The 22,233-nt window shown below is 62.2% G+C and carries 14 protein-coding genes; 10 read left to right on the top strand and 4 right to left on the bottom strand.

The window, feature by feature from the left end:
• Positions 1–142: 142 nt before the first annotated feature.
• From bcsG to bcsE, 3 genes are read right to left on the bottom strand one after another with little or no spacing between them, the layout of a single operon-like run.
• On the bottom strand, positions 143–1,798 hold the full coding sequence (bcsG, locus tag ACJ8PN_RS17755) for a cellulose biosynthesis protein BcsG (protein ID WP_351108030.1): 1,656 nt from the start codon (positions 1,796–1,798) through the stop codon (positions 143–145).
• On the bottom strand, positions 1,795–1,998 hold the full coding sequence (gene bcsF, locus ACJ8PN_RS17750) for a cellulose biosynthesis protein BcsF (RefSeq protein ID WP_004934139.1): 204 nt from the start codon (positions 1,996–1,998) through the stop codon (positions 1,795–1,797). The genes bcsG and bcsF overlap by 4 nt, the downstream gene beginning before the upstream one ends.
• Positions 1,985–3,553 (bottom strand): cellulose biosynthesis protein BcsE, encoded by a 1,569-nt coding sequence (bcsE, locus tag ACJ8PN_RS17745; RefSeq protein ID WP_351108027.1) that lies wholly within the window; start codon positions 3,551–3,553, stop codon positions 1,985–1,987. Before bcsE ends, bcsF begins: the two co-directional genes overlap by 14 nt.
• A 189-nt stretch (positions 3,554–3,742) precedes the next feature.
• Here bcsE and bcsR point away from each other — a divergent pair, with 189 nt between their 5' ends.
• From bcsR to ACJ8PN_RS17700, 9 genes are all read left to right on the top strand, one after another.
• Positions 3,743–3,934, top strand: a complete 192-nt coding sequence (bcsR, locus tag ACJ8PN_RS17740; RefSeq protein ID WP_004934148.1) for a cellulose biosynthesis protein BcsR — start codon at positions 3,743–3,745, stop codon at positions 3,932–3,934.
• A gap of 3 nt (positions 3,935–3,937) precedes the next feature.
• On the top strand, positions 3,938–4,678 hold the full coding sequence (gene bcsQ, locus ACJ8PN_RS17735) for a cellulose biosynthesis protein BcsQ (RefSeq protein WP_049278786.1): 741 nt from the start codon (positions 3,938–3,940) through the stop codon (positions 4,676–4,678).
• Complete coding sequence (bcsA, locus tag ACJ8PN_RS17730) at positions 4,675–7,278, top strand: UDP-forming cellulose synthase catalytic subunit (RefSeq protein WP_411261724.1); 2,604 nt, start codon at positions 4,675–4,677, stop codon at positions 7,276–7,278. The genes bcsQ and bcsA overlap by 4 nt, the downstream gene beginning before the upstream one ends.
• A 62-nt stretch (positions 7,279–7,340) precedes the next feature.
• Positions 7,341–9,629 carry a cellulose biosynthesis cyclic di-GMP-binding regulatory protein BcsB gene (bcsB, locus tag ACJ8PN_RS17725; RefSeq protein ID WP_346596006.1) on the top strand — a complete coding sequence of 763 codons (2,289 nt, stop codon included), beginning with the start codon at positions 7,341–7,343 and terminating at the stop codon, positions 9,627–9,629.
• A 5-nt stretch (positions 9,630–9,634) separates the two neighbouring features.
• Complete coding sequence (bcsZ, locus tag ACJ8PN_RS17720) at positions 9,635–10,747, top strand: cellulose synthase complex periplasmic endoglucanase BcsZ (protein WP_171453140.1); 1,113 nt, start codon at positions 9,635–9,637, stop codon at positions 10,745–10,747.
• The gene (gene bcsC, locus ACJ8PN_RS17715; RefSeq protein ID WP_442535126.1) at positions 10,729–14,202 is read left to right on the top strand and encodes a cellulose synthase complex outer membrane protein BcsC; all 3,474 of its coding nucleotides are present in this window, start codon (positions 10,729–10,731) and stop codon (positions 14,200–14,202) included. Before bcsZ ends, bcsC begins: the two co-directional genes overlap by 19 nt.
• A 229-nt stretch (positions 14,203–14,431) precedes the next feature.
• Complete coding sequence (gene hmsP / locus ACJ8PN_RS17710) at positions 14,432–16,438, top strand: biofilm formation regulator HmsP (RefSeq protein ID WP_049187652.1); 2,007 nt, start codon at positions 14,432–14,434, stop codon at positions 16,436–16,438.
• A gap of 273 nt (positions 16,439–16,711) precedes the next feature.
• Positions 16,712–17,998: a dicarboxylate/amino acid:cation symporter gene (locus tag ACJ8PN_RS17705; protein WP_004934168.1), complete on the top strand. Its 1,287-nt coding sequence runs from the start codon at positions 16,712–16,714 to the stop codon at positions 17,996–17,998.
• A 260-nt stretch (positions 17,999–18,258) separates the two neighbouring features.
• Positions 18,259–19,761, top strand: coding sequence for a M16 family metallopeptidase (locus ACJ8PN_RS17700; RefSeq protein ID WP_033645700.1), 1,503 nt, complete (start codon positions 18,259–18,261; stop codon positions 19,759–19,761).
• 24 nt (positions 19,762–19,785) lie between these two features.
• Here the strand turns inward: ACJ8PN_RS17700 and ppiC are convergent, their stop codons facing one another.
• Positions 19,786–20,067, bottom strand: coding sequence for a peptidylprolyl isomerase PpiC (gene ppiC / locus ACJ8PN_RS17695; RefSeq protein WP_004934175.1), 282 nt, complete (start codon positions 20,065–20,067; stop codon positions 19,786–19,788).
• Positions 20,068–20,176: 109 nt separating this feature from the next.
• Here ppiC and rep point away from each other — a divergent pair, with 109 nt between their 5' ends.
• Positions 20,177–22,201, top strand: a complete 2,025-nt coding sequence (gene rep, locus ACJ8PN_RS17690) for a DNA helicase Rep (protein ID WP_004934177.1) — start codon at positions 20,177–20,179, stop codon at positions 22,199–22,201.
• Positions 22,202–22,233: the final 32 nt, after the last annotated feature.

The raw sequence follows: 22,233 nt of genomic DNA, 5'->3' as shown, positions 1-22,233 counted from the left end.
CGCATGAAAATAATAATAGAATTATGGAATTCAACGGGTTGTTGTTAATAACATTATATCGGTCTATCGGCTTCACCATTTTTATTATAAAAGCCCCAAAAAAAACGCGCCGGCGGCGCGCTTTAGGGTGATGAGGCCGCGCTTATTGCGGATAAGGCACCCAGTCGCCGCCGTTCAGGCGAATGTAAGGTTTCCCCTGATATTGCATCACGATGGCGTTGTCGTTTTCGGAGATGACCGGCGTCTGCGGCAGCCCCTGGGTCAGCGCCTGCCAGTCGACGCTGGATTCGCTGAAGACTTTGCCGTCCACCAGACGTGATACCAGCTCCGACAGTGCCAGATAGCTGCTCGGCGTTTTGATCTGCAGCGGGCTGCCCTGATGCGGCGCCTTCATGCCCACCAGTTTGATGCCGACCGGCGTATGGGTGATGTTCGGGCTGGGGATATCGCGCAGGCCGGACATTTGCATCTTGTCACCCACCAACGCCGCGCCGTGCTCCGGCACGATCACCACTACCACTTTGCGGCCGGATTTTTCCAGCTGATCGAGGAAGGTGTTCAGCTGATCGAACAGCTTCTGCGCGCGCGGCTGATAGTCGGCGCTCTTGTTGGAGCCGACGAAGCGGTTGCCGTCGTGCAGCGGGATGACGTTGAAGAAGGTGGCGGTGCGGGCGTCTCCGGTTTTTTGCTGCTGATCCAGCCAGCGGGTCAGCAATTCCAGATCGTTATAAATCGGCTCACCGTCGAACGACGTCAGCTCGTTGCCGATGCCGGCCTGCGACATTAACGGCGCCTGCATGTCGCCCTGTTCACGCAGCTCTTTCAGGTAGTTGCCGAACACTCCGGAGTGATCGAGCATCAGCTGTTGCTTGAAGCCGAGCTTCGCCAGGTTGTCGAACAGGTAACACTGCTGGTTCACCGGCTGGTACAAATCATGATGCGAAAGTTGGCCGCAGCTGGCGCGCAGCAACCGTATCGAGGCCGGGCCGCTGTAGGCAGTGGCCGAGTTGAAGCTGTCGAACATGATGTCCATCTTCGACCACAGCGGATGATTCTGCAGGTTGACCGCCTCCATATCGGCCCAGGCCAGCGAACAGATGTTGATCACCAGCAGATCGAACGGTTGGGCGTCGGCGGGCAAAGTGGCCGGGAACGCGGTGGCGCGGCCTTTTTCCCGCTCGTAGAACTGGTTCAGGTAGGCCGTCAGGTTGGCGCTGGTCGGCGGCAGGCTGTCTGCCGGCGCAGCGTCCCCCGCCGCCGGCGCTGATGTGGCTGGGGGATTGGCGCCGCCGGCGGCAGCCGTGGAAGTGGCGGGCAGCAGTGAAACCGCCGGCCCGGCGATGTTGACGATATTGAGCCACGCCAGCGCCGCCACGGTGAACACCGTGACGCGCACCCACTGTGCGACAAACAGGTAGGCGATAAACAGCACGAAGGCCGCGCCGATCATCTGCCAGTTGATAAAGCGGTTGATCAGCTCCAGCAGATACTGGGCGCTGAAGCCGGCCAACTGCGAGCCCTGGCTGAGGATGCTGTTGATGCCCGGCAGCCAGGTGTCGTGGTAGAACAGCGCGATGCCGATCGGGATAGCGAGGTAATGGCGCCAGCGATGCAGGCGTTGCGAAGGGATCGGCATCAGCAGAAACGCCATGAACACCAGGTTCGGCAGCGCGTGGAAATTCAGGTAGCCGAACCACAGCAGGGCGAATTTGGCCAGAAAGTAGAGGTTCCAGCCGCCCAGCCCGCGCCAGTAGCGCCACAGAGCGTTATCAGATTGCGTCTTCGAGTTTGGATTCATGGCTGCTTCTTACGTTTAATCTGAGATGAGGAGCCTGTGCGCACCCATAAACCGGCGGATTTCAAATAGCGCGGCGATAACAACAGGTTTTGCCAGTATTGACGCAAATGCGGAAAACGCCGGTGAAAGGCGTAGCCCAGCGGAATGAAGATCAGCGCGCACAGCAGGATCAGTTGCACGATGTCGTTAAGGTTCAGCATGCGGTTCCTCCTGCGGGCCAAGCGGCAGCGTGAAGGCGACCGGCTGCCGCCGTTCCGCGGGCACCTCGGCCGCTGCCACGCGGGAGCGCGGCGCGGCACCGGTGGTGCCGGTGGCCGAAATCTGCCAGCGCCCCTGGGCCATGCGTTTGATTTCCGAAATGATATCGACGTCCTGGTGCCACACCACCCGGTTGCTGAAGGCTTCATCCACCGGCAGGCGGAAGATGAACTTCAGCGCGGTATCCAGATCGTTGATGCGGCAGGTGGAAAGGAACAGCACCAGCCGCCCCTGCACCACGGTCATCACGTCGCCGAACCGCCGCAGGTGGCACAGGGTCATCGCCTGTTCGGCGCGCAGACCGGTGGCCGGGCGCAGCGCCACCATCACGCCTTTGCCGTCCTCGGGCAGCAGCGTGTTGCCCATCAGCGAAAGCACCGCTTGGCTGAACGCTTCCGGCCGCATGTAGCCTTTGAGCTGCAGCGGACGCAGCCCGGCCAGCAGCGCATCGATGTCGGCGGGCACATGCCGTGAGAAGCGCTGCCCCTGGATGCCCTCGAGCATGGTCAGAAAACGCGACAGCGGCGCGACGTGCGGCACGATCAGGTTGGCGCCGCAGGCCAGCAGCAGCCGTTCGTCGCTGTAGCGCAGGCTGGCGCTCATCTCGCGCACCGCGATTTTCAGGCCGTTGCCGCGGCTGCGGCGCAGGGTGTGGATCTGGTGCGCCAGATGATCGATTTGGTCGCTTTGATACAACGCGAAAATCAACGTCGCCGAGAGTCTCAGCATGCCGTGCTGCGCCAGTTCGTCGTTGCTCTCCAGCAGTTGCCAGTTGGCGGACAGCGGCGGCGCGCCTTCCAGGATGCTGCGCTCGGCCAGATACTGGCTTTCGTCGCTGCGTAAGGCGGTGGGGGAGGGTTGGCTATTTTCATCCTCGCCCTGCCAGCCGCCTTCCGCCGCATACAAGGTCAGCAGCTGGTTGGCGTTGATGCCGTTTTCGGTGCTCCACCAGTTCACCAGGTATTGCGCGCTGTCCTGCTGCCATTGCAGGCTGGACAGGCCGTTCAGGATGCGGTGCTGTGCGCTGAGCTGCCCTTTGAGCTTATTGATGCCGCCGCCGTGGCTGAGGATCAACAGCGTACAGCCCTGCCGCCGCAGCCAGGCAGCGAGGGTGCGCGTCCACTCGCGCAGCTCTTCGGTGGTGAAGGTTTGCCACAGGCTGGCGTGGGCCAGCAGGATAAGTAAGCGATTTTGCGGCCGCAGGGCGCGCATCAGATCGTCGTTCAACTGTGTCAGCGCGGCTTTTTTCTCCGGTAATTGATACAGCGGCAGCTTCTGCAACGCGGGCGCAGCCAGCTCGGCCAGCAGGCGCTCGGGTTTGTCTCCGCTGCAGATCAGGGCGGCTTTGTGGGTGGCCGGTTGAGCGGCGATGACCTGGCGACACAGCAGCGCGGCGTCGCTTTGCCTGTCGATATTGATCCAATAAAGCCCGGGGGCCTGCATCACCGACAGCTCTTCCCAAATCTGCCGAATGCCTAGAGAAAAAGAGTGCGCCATAGGATGTGTTCTACTTTCGTTGAAAGCCGACTAAAGGCGTTTATATTTAAAGATAGCCATTTTTACGCTGGCAATAACAAATCTCCGACGCTCTTCAACAATATTTGTTGAGAATCATCTTATTGCCTCTCTCTTTTTTTATCGTTGCTATAGTTAATTAACATAGCCTATTTTCGCCAAGGCGGAAGAATGAATAACGCACCCACCCATTTTCGTGCAGCGGCGCCTGGGGAGAGCCAGGATGACCTGCAGGCGCTCAGCCAGGCTTTTTCATTGCCGAAATTACGCTATGTCGATATTTCGCGGCAGGAGCGGTTAACGCAAATGATGACGCGCTGGCCACTGTTGGCCGAATTGGCGCAGACCACGGGGAGCCACTGATCTATGCCGGTGCTCGCGCTGCAAGGGTTGCGGGGTGGAATGGGGACGACCTCGGTCACGGCGGCGCTCGCCTGGGCGTTGCAGCAGCTGGGCGAGTCGGTGCTGGCGATCGACTTCACGCCGGATAATCTGCTGCGCTTGCATTTCAACACCCCGTTCGAGCTGGCGCGCGGCTGGGCCCGCGCGGAGCGGGATGGCGGCGTTTGGCAGGAAGGCGCGCTGCGCTATTGTGAAAACCTCGACTTTCTGCCTTTTGGCCGCCTGAATGGGGCGGAACGGCTGGAAGTGCAGCGCCAGTGTCGGCAACAGCCGGAACGCTGGCGCGACAACCTGCGCCAACTGATCGCCGGCGATCCGCAGCGCTGGATCCTGCTGGATGTCCCGGTCGGGGACGGCGTGCTGGCGCAGCAGGCGCTGCAGCTTGCCGACAGCGTGTTCGTGCTGTTGAACCCCGATGCCAACTGTCAGGTGCGGCTCCATCAACAGACGCTGCCGAATGACTGCCGTTTCCTGGTCAATCACTACTCCTCCGCCAGCCAGTTGCAGCAGGATCTGCATCAGCTGTGGCTGCAAACCCTGAGCGGCCTGCTGCCGGTGGTGATCCACCGCGACGAAGCGTTGGCGGAAGCGCTGGCGGTCAAACAGCCGTTGGGCGAGTATCGCCCCGAGAGCCTGGCGGCGGATGAAGTGCTGACGCTGGCCAACTGGTGCCTGATCAACCTCAAACGGGGCGTTGCGCCATGAGCCGGGTGCTGAGCCTGCTGCTGGTACCGCCGGTGCGTCAGGCGGTACAGGCGCGCTACCGCGGCTATCGCCGTAACGGCGCGTCGGCGCTGACCGCCTTTTTCGCCACGCTGCTGGTGGCGCTGGGGTGGATGCTGCTGCGCTTCGAGTCACCGGCCTGGCAGCGCGTGCGCGTCGGCCGCGCTTACTGGTTCCCGCATCTGTCCGCCGAACGCCCGCGCCCGGCGGATGCGCTGCGCTATCTGCTGCAGGGCCTGTGGCTGCTGCTGTTTCGCAGCGGTCGCGCGCCGGTGCCGCGCGACTATTTCGCCGGGTGGCGGCGGCTGCAGCAGCGCTATGCCGACTGGCTGCAGAGCCTGCCGCAACGGCTGAAAAACGCCGGCGTGGAACAGCGTTCGGTAGAGCGCCTCGGCCGCATGAACCGCGGCATGCGACGCGCGCTGTTTATTCTGGTCGGCGTGCTGGCGGCGATCCTCGCCATACTGTGCATTTCACAGCCGTTCGATCTGTCGGCGCAGTTCGTGTTCGTCGTGCTGCTGTGGGGGATCGCGATGGTGGTGCGCCGGGTGCCGGGGCGTTTGCCTGCGCTGATGCTGATCGTGCTGTCGCTGACCGTGTCCTGTCGTTACCTGTGGTGGCGTTATACCGCCACGCTGAACTGGGACGATCCGCTCAGCCTGGTGTGCGGCCTGTTGCTGCTGGTGGCGGAAACCTACGCCTGGGTGGTGCTGGTGCTGGGCTATTTCCAGACCATCTGGCCGCTTAACCGCCAGCCGGTGCCGTTGCCCGAAGACAGCGCCACCTGGCCGACCATCGATCTGATGGTGCCGACCTACAACGAAGATCTCGGGGTGGTGAAGCCCACCCTCTATGCGGCGTTGGGCATCGACTGGCCGAAAGAGAAAGTGAACATCTATATCCTCGACGACGGCAATCGCCCCGAATTCCGGGCGTTCGCCGCCGAAGTGGGGGTGAAATACATCGCCAGGCCGACCCACGAACACGCCAAGGCCGGCAACATCAACAATGCGCTGAAGCAGGCCACCGGCGAGTTCGTGGCGATTTTCGACTGCGACCACGTGCCGACGCGCTCCTTCCTGCAGCTGACCATGGGCTGGTTCTTCAAAGACAAAAAGCTGGCGATGCTGCAGACCCCGCACCACTTCTTCTCGCCGGATCCGTTCGAGCGCAACCTTGGCCGCTTCCGTCAGACGCCCAACGAGGGCACTTTGTTCTACGGGCTGGTGCAGGACGGCAACGACATGTGGGACGCCACCTTCTTCTGCGGTTCTTGCGCCATTCTGCGCCGCAGCGCGCTGGACGAAATCGGCGGCATCGCGGTGGAAACCGTCACCGAAGACGCCCATACCTCGCTGCGTTTGCACCGGCGCGGGCACACCTCGGCCTATATCCGCATTCCGCAGGCCGCCGGGCTGGCGACCGAAAGCCTGTCGGCGCACATCGGTCAGCGCATTCGCTGGGCGCGCGGCATGGTGCAGATCTTCCGGCTCGACAACCCGCTGCTGGGCAAAGGGCTGAAACTAGCGCAGCGTCTGTGCTACGCCAACGCCATGCTGCACTTCCTGTCGGGCATTCCGCGGCTGATCTTCCTCACCGCGCCGCTGGCGTTTTTACTGCTGCATGCCTACATCATCTTCGCACCGGCGCTGGCGATCGCGCTTTATGTGCTGCCGCACATGATCCACGCCAGCCTGACCAACTCGCGCATCCAGGGGAAATACCGCCATTCGTTCTGGAGCGAAATCTATGAAACGGTGCTGGCCTGGTATATCGCGCGGCCGACAACGGTGGCGCTGTTCAATCCGCACAAGGGCAAATTCAACGTGACCGCCAAGGGCGGGCTGGTGGAGGAGGAGCACGTCGACTGGGTGATCACCCGGCCTTACATGTTCCTGGTGGTGCTTAACCTGGCTGGGCTGGCGTTCGGCGCCTGGCGGCTGGCCTATGGCCCGACGGACGAGGTGATGACGGTGATCATCAGCCTGGTGTGGGTGCTGTACAACATGACCATTCTCGGCGGCGCGGTGGCGGTGGCGGTGGAGGCCAAGCAGGTGCGCCAGGCGCACCGCGTGGAGATCGCCATGCCGGCGGCGATCGCGCGTGCCGATGGCCACCTCTACCCCTGCACGCTGCGCGATTACTCCGACGGCGGCGTGGGCATTGAGATGCGAGTGGAAAACGCGTTGAAAGACGGCGACAAGGCCTCGCTGTTGCTCAAGCGCGGCCAGCAGGAGTACAGCTTTCCCTGTGTGGTGACGCGCGCCTTCGGCAACAAGGTGGGGGTGCGTCTGGTCAGTCTCTCCACCCGTGAACACATCGATTTCATTCAGTGCACCTTCGCCCGCGCCGATACCTGGGCGCTGTGGCAGGACGGGTTCCCTGAAGACCGGCCGATCGAAAGCCTGCGCGACGTGCTGGCGTTGGGCTTCCGCGGCTATGTGCGCATGGCGGACTACGCGCCGCCGCTGGTGCGCGGCCTGCTGGTCGGGGTCACTTCGCTGACCGCCTGGGTCGTGTCGTTTATTCCGCGCGGCGTCGGCAGGGATCCGATCTTGGGTCAACAAGAAACAGTGGGTTAGCTGCGAGTTCAACCGCCCGCTCACTCGCCCGGTGAACAGGCTCCAACATTGATGATGATACGATGACGCGAAAAATAACCTGGTTAACTGCTCTGGCCTTAGGCATCAGTACCCTGTCGCAGGCCGAAACCGCCACCGCGCCGACCGTGGCGGCCCAGCCGCCGATCGCCGCGGCGGCCGATACGGCGACCGCGCCGCAGGATCCGAATGCGCCGGTGCGCGACGTGTCGCTGCCGTTCGCGCAGATAGCGCCGCCGCCGGGCACCTTTGTTCTGCGCGGCACCCGGCCGGACGGGCAGATCGAATTCGGCGTGCGCAGCGATGAGGTGGTCTCGCAGGCGATGCTCGACCTGGAATTTACGCCGTCGCCGGCGCTGATCCCGGTCGAGTCGCACGTCAAGGTCTACCTGAACGACGAGCTGATGGGCGTAACCACGATCGCCAAGGAGCAGCTGGGCAAGCCCAATCGCATCCAGATGGCGATCGATCCGCGCTATATCACCGATTTTAACCGCGTCCGGCTGGTGTTTGTCGGCCATTATCAGAACATCTGCGAAAACCCGGCCAGCACTTCGCTGTGGCTCGACGTCAGCAAGTCCAGCGCGCTGAAGCTGCGTTTCCAGACGCTGCCGGTGAAAAACGAGCTGTCGCACTTCCCTGAGCCGTTCTTCGACAGCCGCGACAATCGGCCGCTGACGCTGCCGATGGTATTCGCCGGCCAGCCAGATCTCGCCCAGCAGCGCGCGGCGGGCATTCTGGCCTCCTGGTTCGGCAGCAAGGCGCAGTGGCGCGGGCAATCCTTCCCGACGCTGTACAATGCGCTGCCGGCGCAGCACGCGGTGGTGTTCGCCACCAACTCGCAGCGCCCGGATTTCCTGCGCGATTATCCGGCGGTCAACGGCCCGACGGTGGAGATGATCAGCCACCCCGACAATCCGTACGTCAAACTGCTGTTGATTCAGGGGCGTGACGACAACGATTTGATCACTGCGGTGAAGGGTATCGCGCAGGGTAACATCCTGTTCCGCGGCCAGAACGTGACGGTGGACAAGGTGGAACAGCTCGCGGCGCGCCAGCCTTACGACGCGCCGAACTGGGTGCGCACCGATCGGCCGATGACCTTCGCCGAGCTGCAGCAATATGCCGAACAGCTGCAAACCAGCGGCATCGAACCCGGCCCGATTTCGCTGACCATGAACCTGCCGCCGGATCTGTTCCTGATCCGCAGCACCGGCATCGACATGCACCTGAAATACCGTTATACCGCGCCGCGCATTCAGGACGGTTCGCGGCTGAGCGTCAGCCTGAACAACCAGTTCGTGCAGGCTTACTCGCTGGTGCCGGAACACGAGCAGGGCGCGCAGCTGCTGCGCCTGCCGCTGACGCAGGGGCTGCTCGACTCCGACAGGAACGTCAGCATCCCGGCGTTGCGGCTGGGCGCCACCAACCAGCTGCGCTTTGACTTTGACTACACCACGCTGCTGGCCAGCGGCGCGGAAGGGCGCTGCGAAACCTACTCCTTCACACAAAACCACGCGGTGATCGACGGCGCGTCCACCATCGATTTCTCCGGCTATCGCCACTTTATGGCGATGCCGGATTTGCGCGCCTTCGCCAACGCCGGCTTCCCGTTCAGCCGCCTGGCGGATCTGTCGCAAACGCTGGTGTTGGTGAACCAGAAACCGCAGCCGGCGCAGGTCAGCGCGCTGCTGAACGCGCTCGGCGTGATCGGCGCGCAAACCGGCTACCCGGCGCTGGCCTTTACGCTGAGCGACGACTGGTCGCAGGCCAAGGATCGTGACGACGATATCCTGATGATCGGCACCATTCCACCGGCGTTGCGCGACGACAAGAAAATCAGCCTGCTGGTGGACGCCACTCAAAGCTGGGTGAAGCAGCCGACGCGCCAACCGCCGTTGCCGAGCGCGGAATTGCTGGCGGAGGACGCCAAGCCGGACAGCAAGACCACCGTCAGCTCCGAGGGCGCAATGTCGGCGATCATCGGCGTGCAATCGCCGTTCAACGATCAGCGCAGCATCGTGGCGCTGCTGGCGGACAGCCCGCGCGGCTATGAGTTGCTGAACAATGCCCTGCTGGACAGCGGCAAACGCGCCGCGGTGTTCGGCTCGGTGGCGGTGATCCGCGAATCGGGGGTCAACAGCTTGCGCGTCGGCGATGTTTACTATGTCGGCCACCTGCCGTGGTGGGAGCGGCTGTGGTATGCCCTCTCCACCCACCCTGTTCTGTTGGCGGTGCTCGCGGTGGTGCTGGTGGTGATCCTGGGGCTGATGCTGTGGCGTGGCCTGAAGGCCTTCAGCCGGCGGCGTCTGGCGCCTGAAGATCGGGATTGACGGCGGTGAACGCGATACTGCAACGCCTGTCGCTCGGCATGCTGCTGTTGTGCGCTTTCAGCGCGGCGGCGGCCTGCGAATGGCCGGGCTGGCAACAGTACAAGCAGTTCTACATCAGCCCGCAGGGGCGGGTGATCGATCCGAGCAGCCCGAACAAAATCACCACGTCGGAGGGCCAGAGTTACGGCCTGTTCTTCGCCCTGGTGGCCAACGACCGGCCGGCCTTCGACCAGCTGTTGACCTGGACGGAGAACAATCTGGCGGCGGGCGATCTCAGCGCCCGTTTGCCCGCCTGGCTGTGGGGCGAGAGCGACGATAAGCAGTGGAAGGTGCTGGACGCCAACTCGGCGTCGGACGCCGATCTGTGGATCGCCTACAACCTGCTCGAAGCCGGCCGCCTGTGGAAAAGCCGGCGTTATCAAACCCTGGGGACGCTGCTGCTGCAACGCATCGGCCGCGAGGAAGTGGCCGACATTCCCGGCCTGGGCCTGATGCTGCTGCCGGGCAAAGTCGGGTTCGTGGCGGAAGATCGCTGGCGGCTGAATCCCAGCTACCTGCCGCCGCAGCTGTTGGCGCGTTTTGCGGCGCTGAACGGCCCATGGCGCGCGATGCGCGAGGTCAATCAACGGCTGTGGCTGGACACCGCGCCGCACGGTTTCTCACCGGATTGGGTGGTGTGGCGGGTCGGCGCCGGTTGGCAGCCGGACACCGTCAAGCCGAACGTCGGCAGCTACGACGCCATTCGGGTTTATCTGTGGGCCGGCATGCTGGCGGACGACGATGAGCACAAGGCGGCGCTGCTCGCACGCTTCCAGCCGATGGCGCAGCTCACCGCCAAACAGGGCGTGCCGCCGGAGAAAACCGATACCGCCAGCGGCAAAACCACCGGCGACGGCCCGGTCGGTTTCTCCGCTTCTGTGCTGCCGATGCTGGCGACGCAGGCTGAAGCGCTGGCGGTGCAGCGGCAGCGCATCAGCGAGCACCCGCCGGGTGACGACGCCTATTTCAGCGCTTCGCTGACGCTGTTCGGTCAGGGGTGGGATCAACAACGTTATCGCTTTAATCGTCAGGGTGAATTGCAACCCTCGTGGGACGGCCAATGCACAACTTCAAAATAAACTGGCTGAATTTGATTCCGCTGAGCCTGGCGATGCTGCCGCAGGCGCGCGCTGCGGAGGCCGTGGCCCCGGAACAGTGGCTGCTGGAACAGGTGCGCATTGGCGAGGCCGGCAACAAGGACGATCTGGTGCGCCAGTCGCTGTACCGGCTCGAGCTGATGGATCCGAACAACCCGGACGTGATCGCCGCGCGCATGCGTTTGGCGCTGCGGCAGGGCAACATGGCGCTGGCGCAGCAGCAGCTGGACAAGCTGAAAACCCTCGCGCCGCAGTCCAGCGCCTATCGCCAGGCGCAAATGAACATGCTGCTGACCCAGCCGGAAACCCGGCAAAAGCTGCAGCAGGCGCGCCTGATGGCGACCGCCGGCCGGTTGCCGGAAGCCAAGGCGCAGTACGATGCGCTGTTTCACGGCGAGCCGCCGACGCTCGATCTGGCGGTGGAATACTGGCGGCTGGTGGCGCGTTTGCCGGGGCAGGAGGCGAAGGCGTTAAAGCAGCTGCAGGCGCTGGATCAGCAATATTCAGGCAATGTGGCGCTGCGCATGTCGCTGGCGCGTATGCTGTTCAGTCAGAATCAGGACGCGCAGGCTTATGAACTGCTGCAGAAGATCGCTGCCGATCCGGCCGGGCGCGGCGATGCCGCCGATCTGTGGCTGGACAAGGTCAAAGCGATGCCGGTCAGCGCGCAGAGCGTGGCGGCGCTCAACCGCTTCCTCGGCGTGTTCGACACCGGCGATCAGGCGACCAGCGCCCGCGAAGAGCTGGCCAGACAGCAGAAGCTGCTGGCCGATCCGGCCTATCAGGCGCGGGTGCGCGGCCTGGCGCAGGTGGATAAAGGCGGCAGCCGGGCGGCTATTCCGGAATTGCAAAAGGCGCTGGCGGCGACGCCGAACGACGCCGAGGTGCTGGGGGCGCTCGGCCAGGCCTATTCGCGCGCCGGCAATCGCCCACAGGCGCTGAAGCTGTTTCGCCAGGCGCTGGCGGCCGACAAGAACGGCTACGACAGCGGCAAGTGGCAGAGCCTGATCAAGAGCACCGGCTACTGGCTGGCGATCGACGAGGGCGACAAGGCGCTGAAGGCCGGCAATCTCTCGCTGGCCCGGCAGAAATATCAGCAGGCGCGCCAGCTCGACGACGGCGACGGCGATGCGTTTATCGGCCTGGGCGATGTGGCGGTGGCGAGCAAGGATGACGCCGCGGCGGAAGGGTTTTATCAGCAGGCGTTGCGACGCGATCCCGGCAACGGCAGCGCGCTGCGCGGCCTGGTGAATCTCTATCAGCGCCAGTCGCCGGAAAAAGCGCTGGCCTACCTCAACGGCCTGCCGCGCAGCCAACAGGCCAAGCTGCGCAGCACCCTCGACGGACTGCGGCTCGATATGTTGAAGCAGCAGGCGGAGACGCTGGCGGCACAGCAGCAGTGGCAGCAGGCGGCGGAAATCTATCGCCGCGCTCAGCCGATGGATCCCGACGACGTCTGGCTGACCTATCGCTATGCGCAGGCGCTGCGTCAGGCCGGGCAGCCGCAGCAGGCAGACGCTCTGTTCCGGCAGCTGGCGCAGCGCCAACATGCCAATCCGCAGCTGACCTACGCCTATGCGCTCTATCTTTCCGGCAGCGATCGCGACAGGCAGGCGCTGGCACAACTCAATACGCTGCCTGCGGCACAGTGGAACGACAACATGCGCGAGCTGGCGCAGCGGCTGAAAATGCAGGCGGTAATCGAGCATGCCGAACGGCTGCGGGCGGCCGGTGACGAACCGGCGGCGGAAGCCTATCTGCGCCGGCAGCCGGCGGACACGCGCATCGATTTGCTGCTGGCCGACTGGGCACTGGCGCGCGGGGAGTATGCGGCGGCGCTGGACGACTATCAGCGGGTGAAACGGCGTGAGCCGAATAACCCGGATGCGCAGCTGGGCGAGATCGAAGCCTATGTGGCGCAGGGGGATCTGGACGCGGCGCGTCAACGGCTTAAAACCGAACCGCAGCCACAAGACGCTTCGCTCAACAGCCAGCGGCGAGTCGCCAACGCCTGGGGGGCGGTCGGCGATCCGCAGCAGGCCGAAGCTATCTTCGACCGACTGAAAACGGCGGCTGTTTCGGAGCCCGTCGGACAGACCAAGGCGCTGGTTTACCGTGACGCCGCCCGGCTGGAGCGGGCTCAGCAACAGCCTGAGCGGGCGCAGCAGGATTACCGCCAGGCGATGGTGGCCAGCGGCATCACGCCGACGCTGCCGCAGGATAATGACAGCTACACCTATTTGACGCGCAATAATCCGAGCGACGACTGGCTGAAACGCGGCATCCGCTCCGACGCCGCGGACCTGTATCGACAGCAAGACGTGAACGTCACCCTCGATCACGATTACTGGCGCTCGAGCGGCACCGGCGGCATCTCCGACTTCAACGCGCACGACACCATGCTGCAGGTGGACATGCCGCTGTATGACGGGCGTGCCTTCTTGCGCACCGACACCGTGCAGCTGGATGCCGGCCGCTTTTCGACCGACGGCAGCGGCAAATACTACGAGACCTTCGGCACCTGCCACACGCAAGGGTGCCGCGGCGATGAACACCAGAAAACCACCGGCACCAGCGTGGCGGCCGGCTGGAAAAACGATCGCTGGGCCGCCGACATCGGCACGACGCCGATGGGCTTTGAGGTGGTCGACTGGACCGGCGGCCTGGCCTACAGCGGCGACTGGAACCACATTGGTTGGACGCTGGCGGCTTCGCGACGGCCGATCTCCAGCTCGCTGCTGGCGTTCGGCGGCGCCAAAGACCCGAATACCGGCATCACCTGGGGCGGCGTGCGTGCCACCGGCGTCAGCCTGAGCGCCAGCTATGATCGCGGCGAGGCGAACGGCGTCTGGGCCGATCTCAGCGCGCACCAGATTACCGGCAAAAACGTGGCGGACAACCAGCGGCAGCGGTTGATGGCCGGTTACTACTACAAGCTGATCAACGAAGACAATCGCCGCCTGAGCGTCGGGCTTAATACCATGCTGTGGCACTACCAGAAGGATTTGAGCGGCTATTCGCTGGGGCAGGGCGGCTATTACAGCCCGCAGCAATATCTGTCGCTGTCGCTGCCGGTCAACTACCGTCAGCGCACCGAGAACTGGTCGTGGGAGCTGGGCGGTTCGGTTTCGCTGTCCCATTCGAAAACCGACAGCCAGCGCCGCTATCCGCTGCAGGGGCTGATCCCGGATTCGTTGCCCGATAAGTTCGCCGTCGAGGACGGCAGCTCTTCGAGCGGCGTCGGTTATACCCTGCGGGCGATCGTCGAACGCCGTCTCAGTTCGCACTGGACGCTCGGCGCCGGCATCGATATTCAACAGGCGAAGGACTATACGCCGAGCCACGCGTTGATTTATCTGCGTTATTCCCTGGCCGGCTGGCAAGGGGATCTCGATTTGCCGCCGCAGCCGCTGACGCCTTACGCCGACTTCAAGTAGCCGGAAGGGGAAAGATTCGGAGTGTCGGACGCCGGGGAGTTTTGTTACCCTGTGTCCGGGTCGCGTTTGTTCGCTTTAGGAAAAGACTGAAACCCGCGATTTTCTTGGTTTTGCCTGCGGCATAGCCAGATAAAAACAGCCGATGATCGAGTATACTCAGCCCGGTTCGAGGGGGCGGGTGAGAGTCAGCCCCCTTTTTTGTTTCAGCCCGATTTCACGGAGAGCAGGTTTGCGGGTCAGGCGTTCGTTAACGATTAAGCAGATGGCGACAGTGTCCGGCGTGGCGCTGGTCACGATCTGCATTTTTATCGTGATCCAGTTATTCCACTTTGTGCAGCAGCGCAGGGATGACTACGCCCAGCAACTGGAGAATATCGCTCACTCCGTGCGCCAGCCGCTGGCTGAAGCGGTGCTGCGCATGGACGTGCCGGAAGCCAAAAGGGTGCTGAACACGCTGTTGCCGGTCGGCATTCTCAGCCGGGCGGATATCGTGTTGCCGAACGAGTTTCAGGCGCTGCACGCCAATTTCCCGCCGGAGCGGCCGGTGCCGACGCTGATCGCCCGGCTGTTTGAGCTGCCTATCCAAATTTCCGTGCCGCTCTATTCGCTGGAGCGGGTGCCCGCCAACCAGCAGCCGCTGGCCTATCTGGTGCTGCAGGCCGATTCGTTCCGCATGTACCAGTTTATCCTCAGCATTTTGTCGACCATGCTGTCGACCTACCTGCTGCTGGCGCTGATCCTGTCGGTGGCCATCACCTGGTGCATGAACCGGTTGATGGTGCATCCGCTGCGCGCGATGGCCAAAGAGCTGGAGAACATCTCGCAGGACGAAGCGCCCTATCACCAGCTGATGCTGCCGGCGCTGCACCAGGACGACGAGCTCGGCCTGCTGGTGCGCAATTACAACCGCAATCAACAGACGCTGGCCAAGGCGCATGCCGATATGAGCCGCCTGAGCACCCGCCACCCGGTGACCGAACTGCCGAATCCTGCATTGCTGAACGCGTTGCTGGAACAGCATATCGCCTCCAGTCTGCGCCCTGAGCGTTTTAACCTGCTGGTGATCGGCATCGAGACGCTGCATGAAGCGTCTGGCGTGATGAGCCCGGCGATGCGTGAAGCGCTGCTGCTGGCGCTGGCGAAGAAGCTGCGCGGCTGCATCGACGAAAACGGTGTGCTGGCACAGCTGAGCAATACCGAATTCGCCATTCTGGCCAAGGGCATTGAGCGGCCGTTCCACGCCATGCAGCTGGCGCGGCGTATCATGGCGGAGATCAATGCGCCGTTGACGCTGGAAGGTCTGGCGCTGCGGCCCAACGCCAGCATCGGCATCGCGCACTACCTCAATCAGGGGGAGAGCGCGGAACAGCTGCTGCGCAGCGCCACCTCGGCGATGATGTCCGCGCACCGCGAAGGAAAAAATCAGATCCTGTTCTTCGAACCCAGCCTGACGGAACGCACGCAGAAGCGGCTGACGCAGGAGAGCGAGATCCTGCACGGCATCGAGCAGCGGCATTTCACGCTGTTCCTGCAGCCGCAGATCGACATGCAGTCCAACGAGGTGATCGGCGCCGAAGCGCTGCTGCGTTGGCAGCAGTATGACGGCAGCTATACCCTGCCGGCCGACGTTATCCCGCTCGCGGAAGAGCTGGGCGTGATCGTGCCTCTCGGCAACTGGGTGCTGGAAGAGTCTTGCCGTATCCTGGCGGACTGGCAGCAACGCGGCATTGCGCTACCGCTGGCGGTTAACGTTTCCGGTATTCAAATGCAGGATGAAGCGTTCGTCCCGCATTTGAAAAACCTGCTGGCGCAGTATCGGATCGATCCGCGCAAGCTGCTGCTGGAGATCACCGAGACGGTACGCATCGACGATCTCGATCGCGCCCTGGCACTGCTGCGCGAGTTGCACGACCTGGGGCTGTCGATCGCGCTGGACGACTTCGGCATGGGCTACTCCAGCCTGGAGTACCTCAACCGCTTGAAATCCCTGCCGATCGATTTGATTAAGATCGACCGCAGTTTCATTCAGGGGCTGCCGGGCGACGATGCGATGGTGCGCATCGTCAGTTCGATCTCCGAAGTGCTGGCGTTGCCGGTGATGGCCGAAGGCGTGGAAAACGCCGAACAGCGCGACTGGCTGCTGCAGCACGGCATTCGCAGTGGGCAAGGATTCCTGTTCGCCCGGCCGCTGCCGCGCGAAGCGTTCGAAGCCGAGTTTTGCCGCGTGGCGCCGTGAGCGTCGCGATACCTTTCCGGTACTTTTCCTCGTCCGAAAATCGCCATTCTTTATCTACCTCTTTTGCGTTAGTGCAAACAAAGGCTTACGCAATTTTCAGCTTTGCACCCCGACTGACGCGTTTCAGCTCTTAAATTCACATCAACCCCACACGGTGGGTGCAACAAATTATTTCCATGTTGTTAAGTGGGTGTTATTTTCCGCGCAAGCAATGAACAGGCTGGATTTTTAGACTGCCGCCTGGTGCGTGTCTTCCCCCCATAGGATGTTCATATGAAAACAACAATTTTTAAGAGCCTCTATTTTCAGGTGCTGACGGCGATCACGCTGGGTATCCTGCTTGGCCACTTCTACCCTGATCTTGGCGCCCAAATGAAACCCCTGGGCGATGGCTTCGTCAAACTGATCAAGATGATCATCGCGCCGGTGATCTTCTGCACCGTGGTGACCGGCATCGCCGGCATGGAAAGCATGAAGGCGGTGGGGCGCACCGGCGCCATCGCGCTGCTGTATTTTGAAATCGTCAGCACCATTGCGCTGATTATCGGCCTGGTGATCGTCAACCTGGTGCAACCGGGCGCCGGCATGAACGTCGATCCCGGCACGCTGGATGCCAAAGCGGTGGCGATCTACGCCGAGCAGGCGCAGCAGCAGGGCATCATTCCGTTCCTGCTGGACATCATCCCCGGCAGCGTGATCGGCGCGTTCGCCAGCGGCAACATTCTTCAGGTGCTGCTGTTCGCGGTACTGTTCGGCTTCGCCCTGCATCGTCTGGGCGACAAAGGGCAGCTGATCTACAACGTGATCGACAGCTTCTCGCGGGTGATTTTCGGCATCATCAACATGATCATGCGCCTGGCGCCGCTGGGGGCCTTCGGCGCCATGGCGTTTACCATCGGTAAATACGGCGTCGGCACGCTGGTGCAACTCGGCCAGCTGATCGTGTGCTTCTATATCACCTGCATCCTGTTCGTGGTGGTGGTGTTGGGCAGCATCGCCCGCGCCAACGGCTTCAGCATCTTCAAATTCGTCAACTACATCAAAGAAGAGCTGCTGATCGTGCTGGGAACCTCGTCGTCCGAATCCGCGCTGCCGCGCATGCTGGATAAAATGGAGAAGTTGGGCTGCAAGAAATCGGTGGTGGGTCTGGTGATCCCGACCGGATACTCCTTCAACCTGGATGGCACCTCTATCTACCTGACCATGGCTGCGGTGTTTATCGCTCAGGCGACCAACACTCACATGGATATCATGCATCAGATTACCCTGCTGGTGGTGTTGCTGCTCTCCTCCAAAGGGGCGGCGGGCGTGACCGGCAGCGGCTTTATCGTGTTGGCCGCCACCATCTCCGCCGTAGGCCACCTGCCGCTGGCCGGCCTGGCGCTGATCCTCGGCATCGACCGCTTTATGTCGGAAGCCCGCGCGCTGACCAACCTGGTGGGCAATGGCGTGGCGACCGTGGTCGTGGCCAAATGGTGTAATCAACTGGATGAGAAACAGCTGAAAGACACCCTGAACAACAAAAACACCGGCGCGGACAAAACGCTGCCTTCCGCCTGATTTCGGCGGTAAATCACCGGCCGCAGCCGCGGCCGGTGAGCTTCTTCCCCTGCCTCGTAACGATTTTTTGCATTAAAAACCCCGCAATCTATTATTTTTCACTCTAATGAGTGACATCCGCAAAGGCGCGCGGTCTAACACGATGGTACACTTTCTGCTTTCCGCCCCACTGTGAAACTCAGGGCGTATTTTTATGATTCCATTGAATGGAATACACGCATTTGCATAAGAAATTGGATAGTCATTAAGTAGGGGTTCACATGCAGGGCACCAGAATTCATCTTATAGTTGGTGGGCTGCTTCTGGCGGCAGCCAGTAGCAGCGTGCAGGCTGAAGCACTACAACCCGATCCTGCCTGGCAGCAGGGGGCGCTGGCCAACGGGTTTTCATGGCAGATTCTCGATACGCCGCAGCGGCCAAGCGACCGCGTGGAACTGCGGCTGATCGTCAATACCGGCTCTCTGGTGGAGTCTTCGCAGCAGACCGGTTTCGCCCATCTGCTGCCCCGGCTGGCGTTGGCGCGCAGCGAAAGCTTTACCGCGCCGCAGCTGCGCGCCCTGTGGCAACAGAGCGTGGATAACGAGCGGCCGCTGCCGCCGGCGATCATCTCGTATGATTTCACCATGTATAACCTCAGCCTGCCGAACAACCGGCCCGACCTGCTGAAAGAAGCGCTGGCCTGGCTGGCGGACACCACCGGCAAACTGGCGATCGACGAGCATACGGTGCACGCGGTGATGAATTCCAGCATCAATCCGGTCGGCACTTTCCCGCCCAATACCCAAGACGCCTGGTGGCGTTACCGCCTGAAAGGCTCGACGCTGCTGGCGCACGATCCGGCGCAGCCGGCGAAACGGCCGGTCAATCTCGAGCAGCTGAAGAAATTCTATCAGCAATGGTATACCCCGGACGCCATGACGCTGTTCGTGGTCGGCAAGGTCGACAGCCGCAGCCTGGGCGAGCAGATCAACAAGGCGTTCTCGCCGCTGCAGGGCAAACGCGAAACCCCGGCCCCGATGCCGACCCTGACGCCGCTGCCGCAGCAGCCGGTGAGCCTGATCAGCGAGCAGGTGAAACAGGATACGCTGTCGATCATGTGGGATTCGCCGTGGCACCCGATTCGCGATTCGCAGAGCCTGCTCCGTTACTGGCGTGGCGATCTCGCCCGCGAGGCGCTGTTCTGGCATCTTCAGCAGACGCTGGAAAAAAGCGACCAGAAGAGCCTGCATCTGGGCTTTGACTGCCGCGTGCAGTACCAGCGGGGGCAGTGCGCCATCCATCTGGATACGCCGAACAACAATCTGAACGGCAGCCTGGGCTTTATCGCCCGCGAGCTGGCCAACGTGCGTGACAACGGCCTGTCGAAAGAGGAATTCGATGCGCTGCTGGCGCAGAAAAACGATCAGCTGAGCAAGCTGTTCGCCACCTACGCCCGCACCGACACCGACGTGCTGATGAGCCAGCGCCTGCGTTCGCAGCAGAGCGGGGTGGTGGATATCGCGCCGGAGCTGTATCAGAAACTGCGCCAGGAATTCCTGTCCAGCCTGACGCTGGAGACGCTGAATCAGGCGCTGAAGCTGCAGCTGTCTCAGGAGGCGACCCTGGTGCTGATGCAGCCGAAGGGCGAGCCGGAAATGAGCATGAAGCAGCTGCAGGAAACCTATGACGGCATTATGATGCCGGCGCCGGCGGTGGTGACGGAAGAAGCCAAACCGGCCGACACCGCGGTGGCTGCGCCGGCGACGGACGCCGGCGCGCAGTAATTCGCAGCAGGGGGCGCAGGCCCCCTAGTTGCGGTACAGCACCTTGATGATGTGGTAACCGAACTGGGTTTTGACCGGGCCGTAAGGTTTGAGCAGCGGGATGCTGAACACCGCTTTATCGAACGCCGGCACCATCGCGCCCTTGTTGAATTCGCCCAGCGAGCCGCCGTTGCGTTTTGACGGGCAGCTCGAATATTTGCGTGCCAGCGTGTCGAAGCTGACGCCGCGTTTCAGCTTGGCCAGCAGCTCGTTGGCCAGCTTTTCATTGTCTACCAGAATGTGCAGGGCGCACGCCGTTTTTGCCATGGTATTGCCTTTGTCGATGCGAAAATTGCGCTGATTATACCCGCTAAATCTCATCGGCGCTTTCTGCTACAATTCCCTTCCACGTTTTACAGTCGAGCAAGCCAGCACCATGCGATTAAACCCCAGCCAACAACAAGCCGTCGAATTCGTTACCGGGCCCTGCCTGGTGTTGGCCGGCGCCGGTTCCGGCAAGACGCGCGTTATCACCAACAAGATAGCTCACCTGATCCACCACTGCGGCTATCAGGCGCGGCATATCGCCGCCGTGACCTTTACCAACAAGGCCGCACGCGAGATGAAAGAGCGCGTGTCGCAAACCCTGGGGCGCAAAGAGGCGCGCGGGCTGATGATTTCCACCTTCCATACCCTGGGGCTGGAGATCATCAAGCGGGAATACGTGGCGTTGGGGATGAAGTCCAACTTCTCGCTGTTCGACGATCAGGATCAGCTGGCGCTACTGAAAGAGCTGACCGAAAAGTGGCTGGAAAGCGACAAAACGCTGGTGGCGCAGCTGATTTCGACCATCTCCAACTGGAAAAACGACCTGATCGATCCCCAGCGGGCGGCAGAGTTGGCGCGCTCGGAGCGCGATAAACTGTTCGCCCATTGCTACGGTCTTTACCACGCCCATATGCGGGCGTGCAATGTGCTGGACTTCGATGACTTGATCCTGCTGCCGACGCTGCTGCTGCAACGCAACGAAGAGGTGCGAGAACGCTGGCAGCAGCGCATCCGCTATCTGCTGGTGGATGAGTACCAGGATACCAACACCAGCCAATACGAGCTGGTGAAGCTGTTGGTGGGCAACCGCGCGCGCTTTACCGTGGTGGGTGACGACGACCAGTCGATTTACTCCTGGCGCGGCGCGCGGCCGCAGAATCTGGTGCTGCTGAAGGAAGATTTCCCGGCGCTGCAGGTGATCAAGCTGGAGCAAAACTACCGTTCCAGCGAGCGCATTTTGAAGGCGGCCAATATCCTGATCGCCAATAACCCGCACGTGTTTGAAAAACGGCTGTTTTCCGAATTGGGGTATGGCGAAGAGCTGAAGGTGGTGACCGCCAACAATGAGGATCACGAAGCCGAGCGGGTGGTGGGGGAGCTTATCGCCCACCACTTCGTGAAAAAGACCAATTACGGCGACTATGCGATCCTGTACCGCGGCAACCACCAGTCGCGGGTGTTTGAAAAGATGCTGATGCAGAACCGTATCCCGTACAAGATTTCCGGCGGCACCTCGTTCTTCTCCCGCCCCGAGATCAAGGATCTGCTGGCTTACCTGCGCGTGCTGACCAACCCGGAAGACGACAGCGCCTTTCTGCGCATCGTCAATACCCCCAAGCGCGAGATCGGCCCGGCAACGCTGCAGAAGCTTGGCGAGTGGGCCAACCAGCGCAACAAAAGTTTGTTCCATGCCAGCTTCGATCTGGGGCTGAGCCAGCACCTGACCGGGCGCGGGCTGGAATCGCTGCAGCGCTTCACCCATTGGCTGGGCGGCATCGCCCAGCAGGCGGAACGTGAGCCGGTGGCGGCGGTGCGCGATCTGATCCGCGGCGTGGATTATGAGAGCTGGCTGTTTGAAACCTCGACCAGCCCGAAGGCCGCCGAAATGCGGATGAAAAACGTCAACACGCTGTTCGGTTGGATGACGGAAATGCTGGAAGGCAACGATCTGGACGAGCCGATGACGCTGACCCAGGTCGTAACGCGTTTCACCCTGCGTGACATGATGGAGCGCGGCGAAAGCGAAGAGGAGCTGGATCAGGTGCAGCTGATGACGCTGCACGCCTCAAAGGGACTGGAGTTCCCCTACGTGTTCCTGGTGGGCATGGAGGAGGGGCTGCTGCCGCACCAGAGCAGCATCGACGAAGACAATGTCGATGAAGAGCGGCGTCTGGCCTATGTAGGGATCACCCGCGCGCAAAAAGAGCTGATCTTCACCCTGTGCCGCGAGCGCCGTCAGTACGGCGAGCTGGTGCGGCCGGAGCCGAGCCGGTTCCTGCTGGAGCTGCCGCAGGACGATTTGGCGTGGGAAACCGAGCGCAAAGTGGTGAGCCCGCAGGAGCGGATGCAGAAGGGGCAGAGCCATCTGGCCAATATCCGCGCCCAGCTGGCCAAGGCCAAAGGCGGGAATTAAAAAGAAAGGGCGCGGTTCGCGCCCTGGTCATG

The organism is Serratia sp. CY76391 (genome assembly GCF_052166695.1).
Classification (GTDB): Bacteria; Pseudomonadota; Gammaproteobacteria; order Enterobacterales; family Enterobacteriaceae; genus Serratia; species Serratia nematodiphila.
The sequence above is the reverse complement of the archived record's forward strand: the minus strand, read 5'-3'. Positions and strand labels throughout refer to the sequence as shown.

Excerpts from the sequence above, each read along its gene's own strand:
- bcsQ (WP_049278786.1), top strand. The coding sequence starts at position 3,938 with ATGCCGGTGCTCGCGCTGCAAGGGTTGCGGGGTGGAATGGGGACGACC.
- bcsC (WP_442535126.1), top strand. The coding sequence starts at position 10,729 with ATGCACAACTTCAAAATAAACTGGCTGAATTTGATTCCGCTGAGCCTG.
- bcsE (WP_351108027.1), bottom strand. The coding sequence starts at position 3,553 with ATGGCGCACTCTTTTTCTCTAGGCATTCGGCAGATTTGGGAAGAGCTG.
- ACJ8PN_RS17705 (WP_004934168.1), top strand. The coding sequence starts at position 16,712 with ATGAAAACAACAATTTTTAAGAGCCTCTATTTTCAGGTGCTGACGGCG.
- bcsA (WP_411261724.1), top strand. The coding sequence starts at position 4,675 with ATGAGCCGGGTGCTGAGCCTGCTGCTGGTACCGCCGGTGCGTCAGGCG.
- bcsR (WP_004934148.1), top strand. The coding sequence starts at position 3,743 with ATGAATAACGCACCCACCCATTTTCGTGCAGCGGCGCCTGGGGAGAGC.
- bcsF (WP_004934139.1), bottom strand. The coding sequence starts at position 1,998 with ATGCTGAACCTTAACGACATCGTGCAACTGATCCTGCTGTGCGCGCTG.
- ppiC (WP_004934175.1), bottom strand. The coding sequence starts at position 20,067 with ATGGCAAAAACGGCGTGCGCCCTGCACATTCTGGTAGACAATGAAAAG.
- bcsG (WP_351108030.1), bottom strand. The coding sequence starts at position 1,798 with ATGAATCCAAACTCGAAGACGCAATCTGATAACGCTCTGTGGCGCTAC.
- rep (WP_004934177.1), top strand. The coding sequence starts at position 20,177 with ATGCGATTAAACCCCAGCCAACAACAAGCCGTCGAATTCGTTACCGGG.
- ACJ8PN_RS17700 (WP_033645700.1), top strand. The coding sequence starts at position 18,259 with ATGCAGGGCACCAGAATTCATCTTATAGTTGGTGGGCTGCTTCTGGCG.
- bcsB (WP_346596006.1), top strand. The coding sequence starts at position 7,341 with ATGACGCGAAAAATAACCTGGTTAACTGCTCTGGCCTTAGGCATCAGT.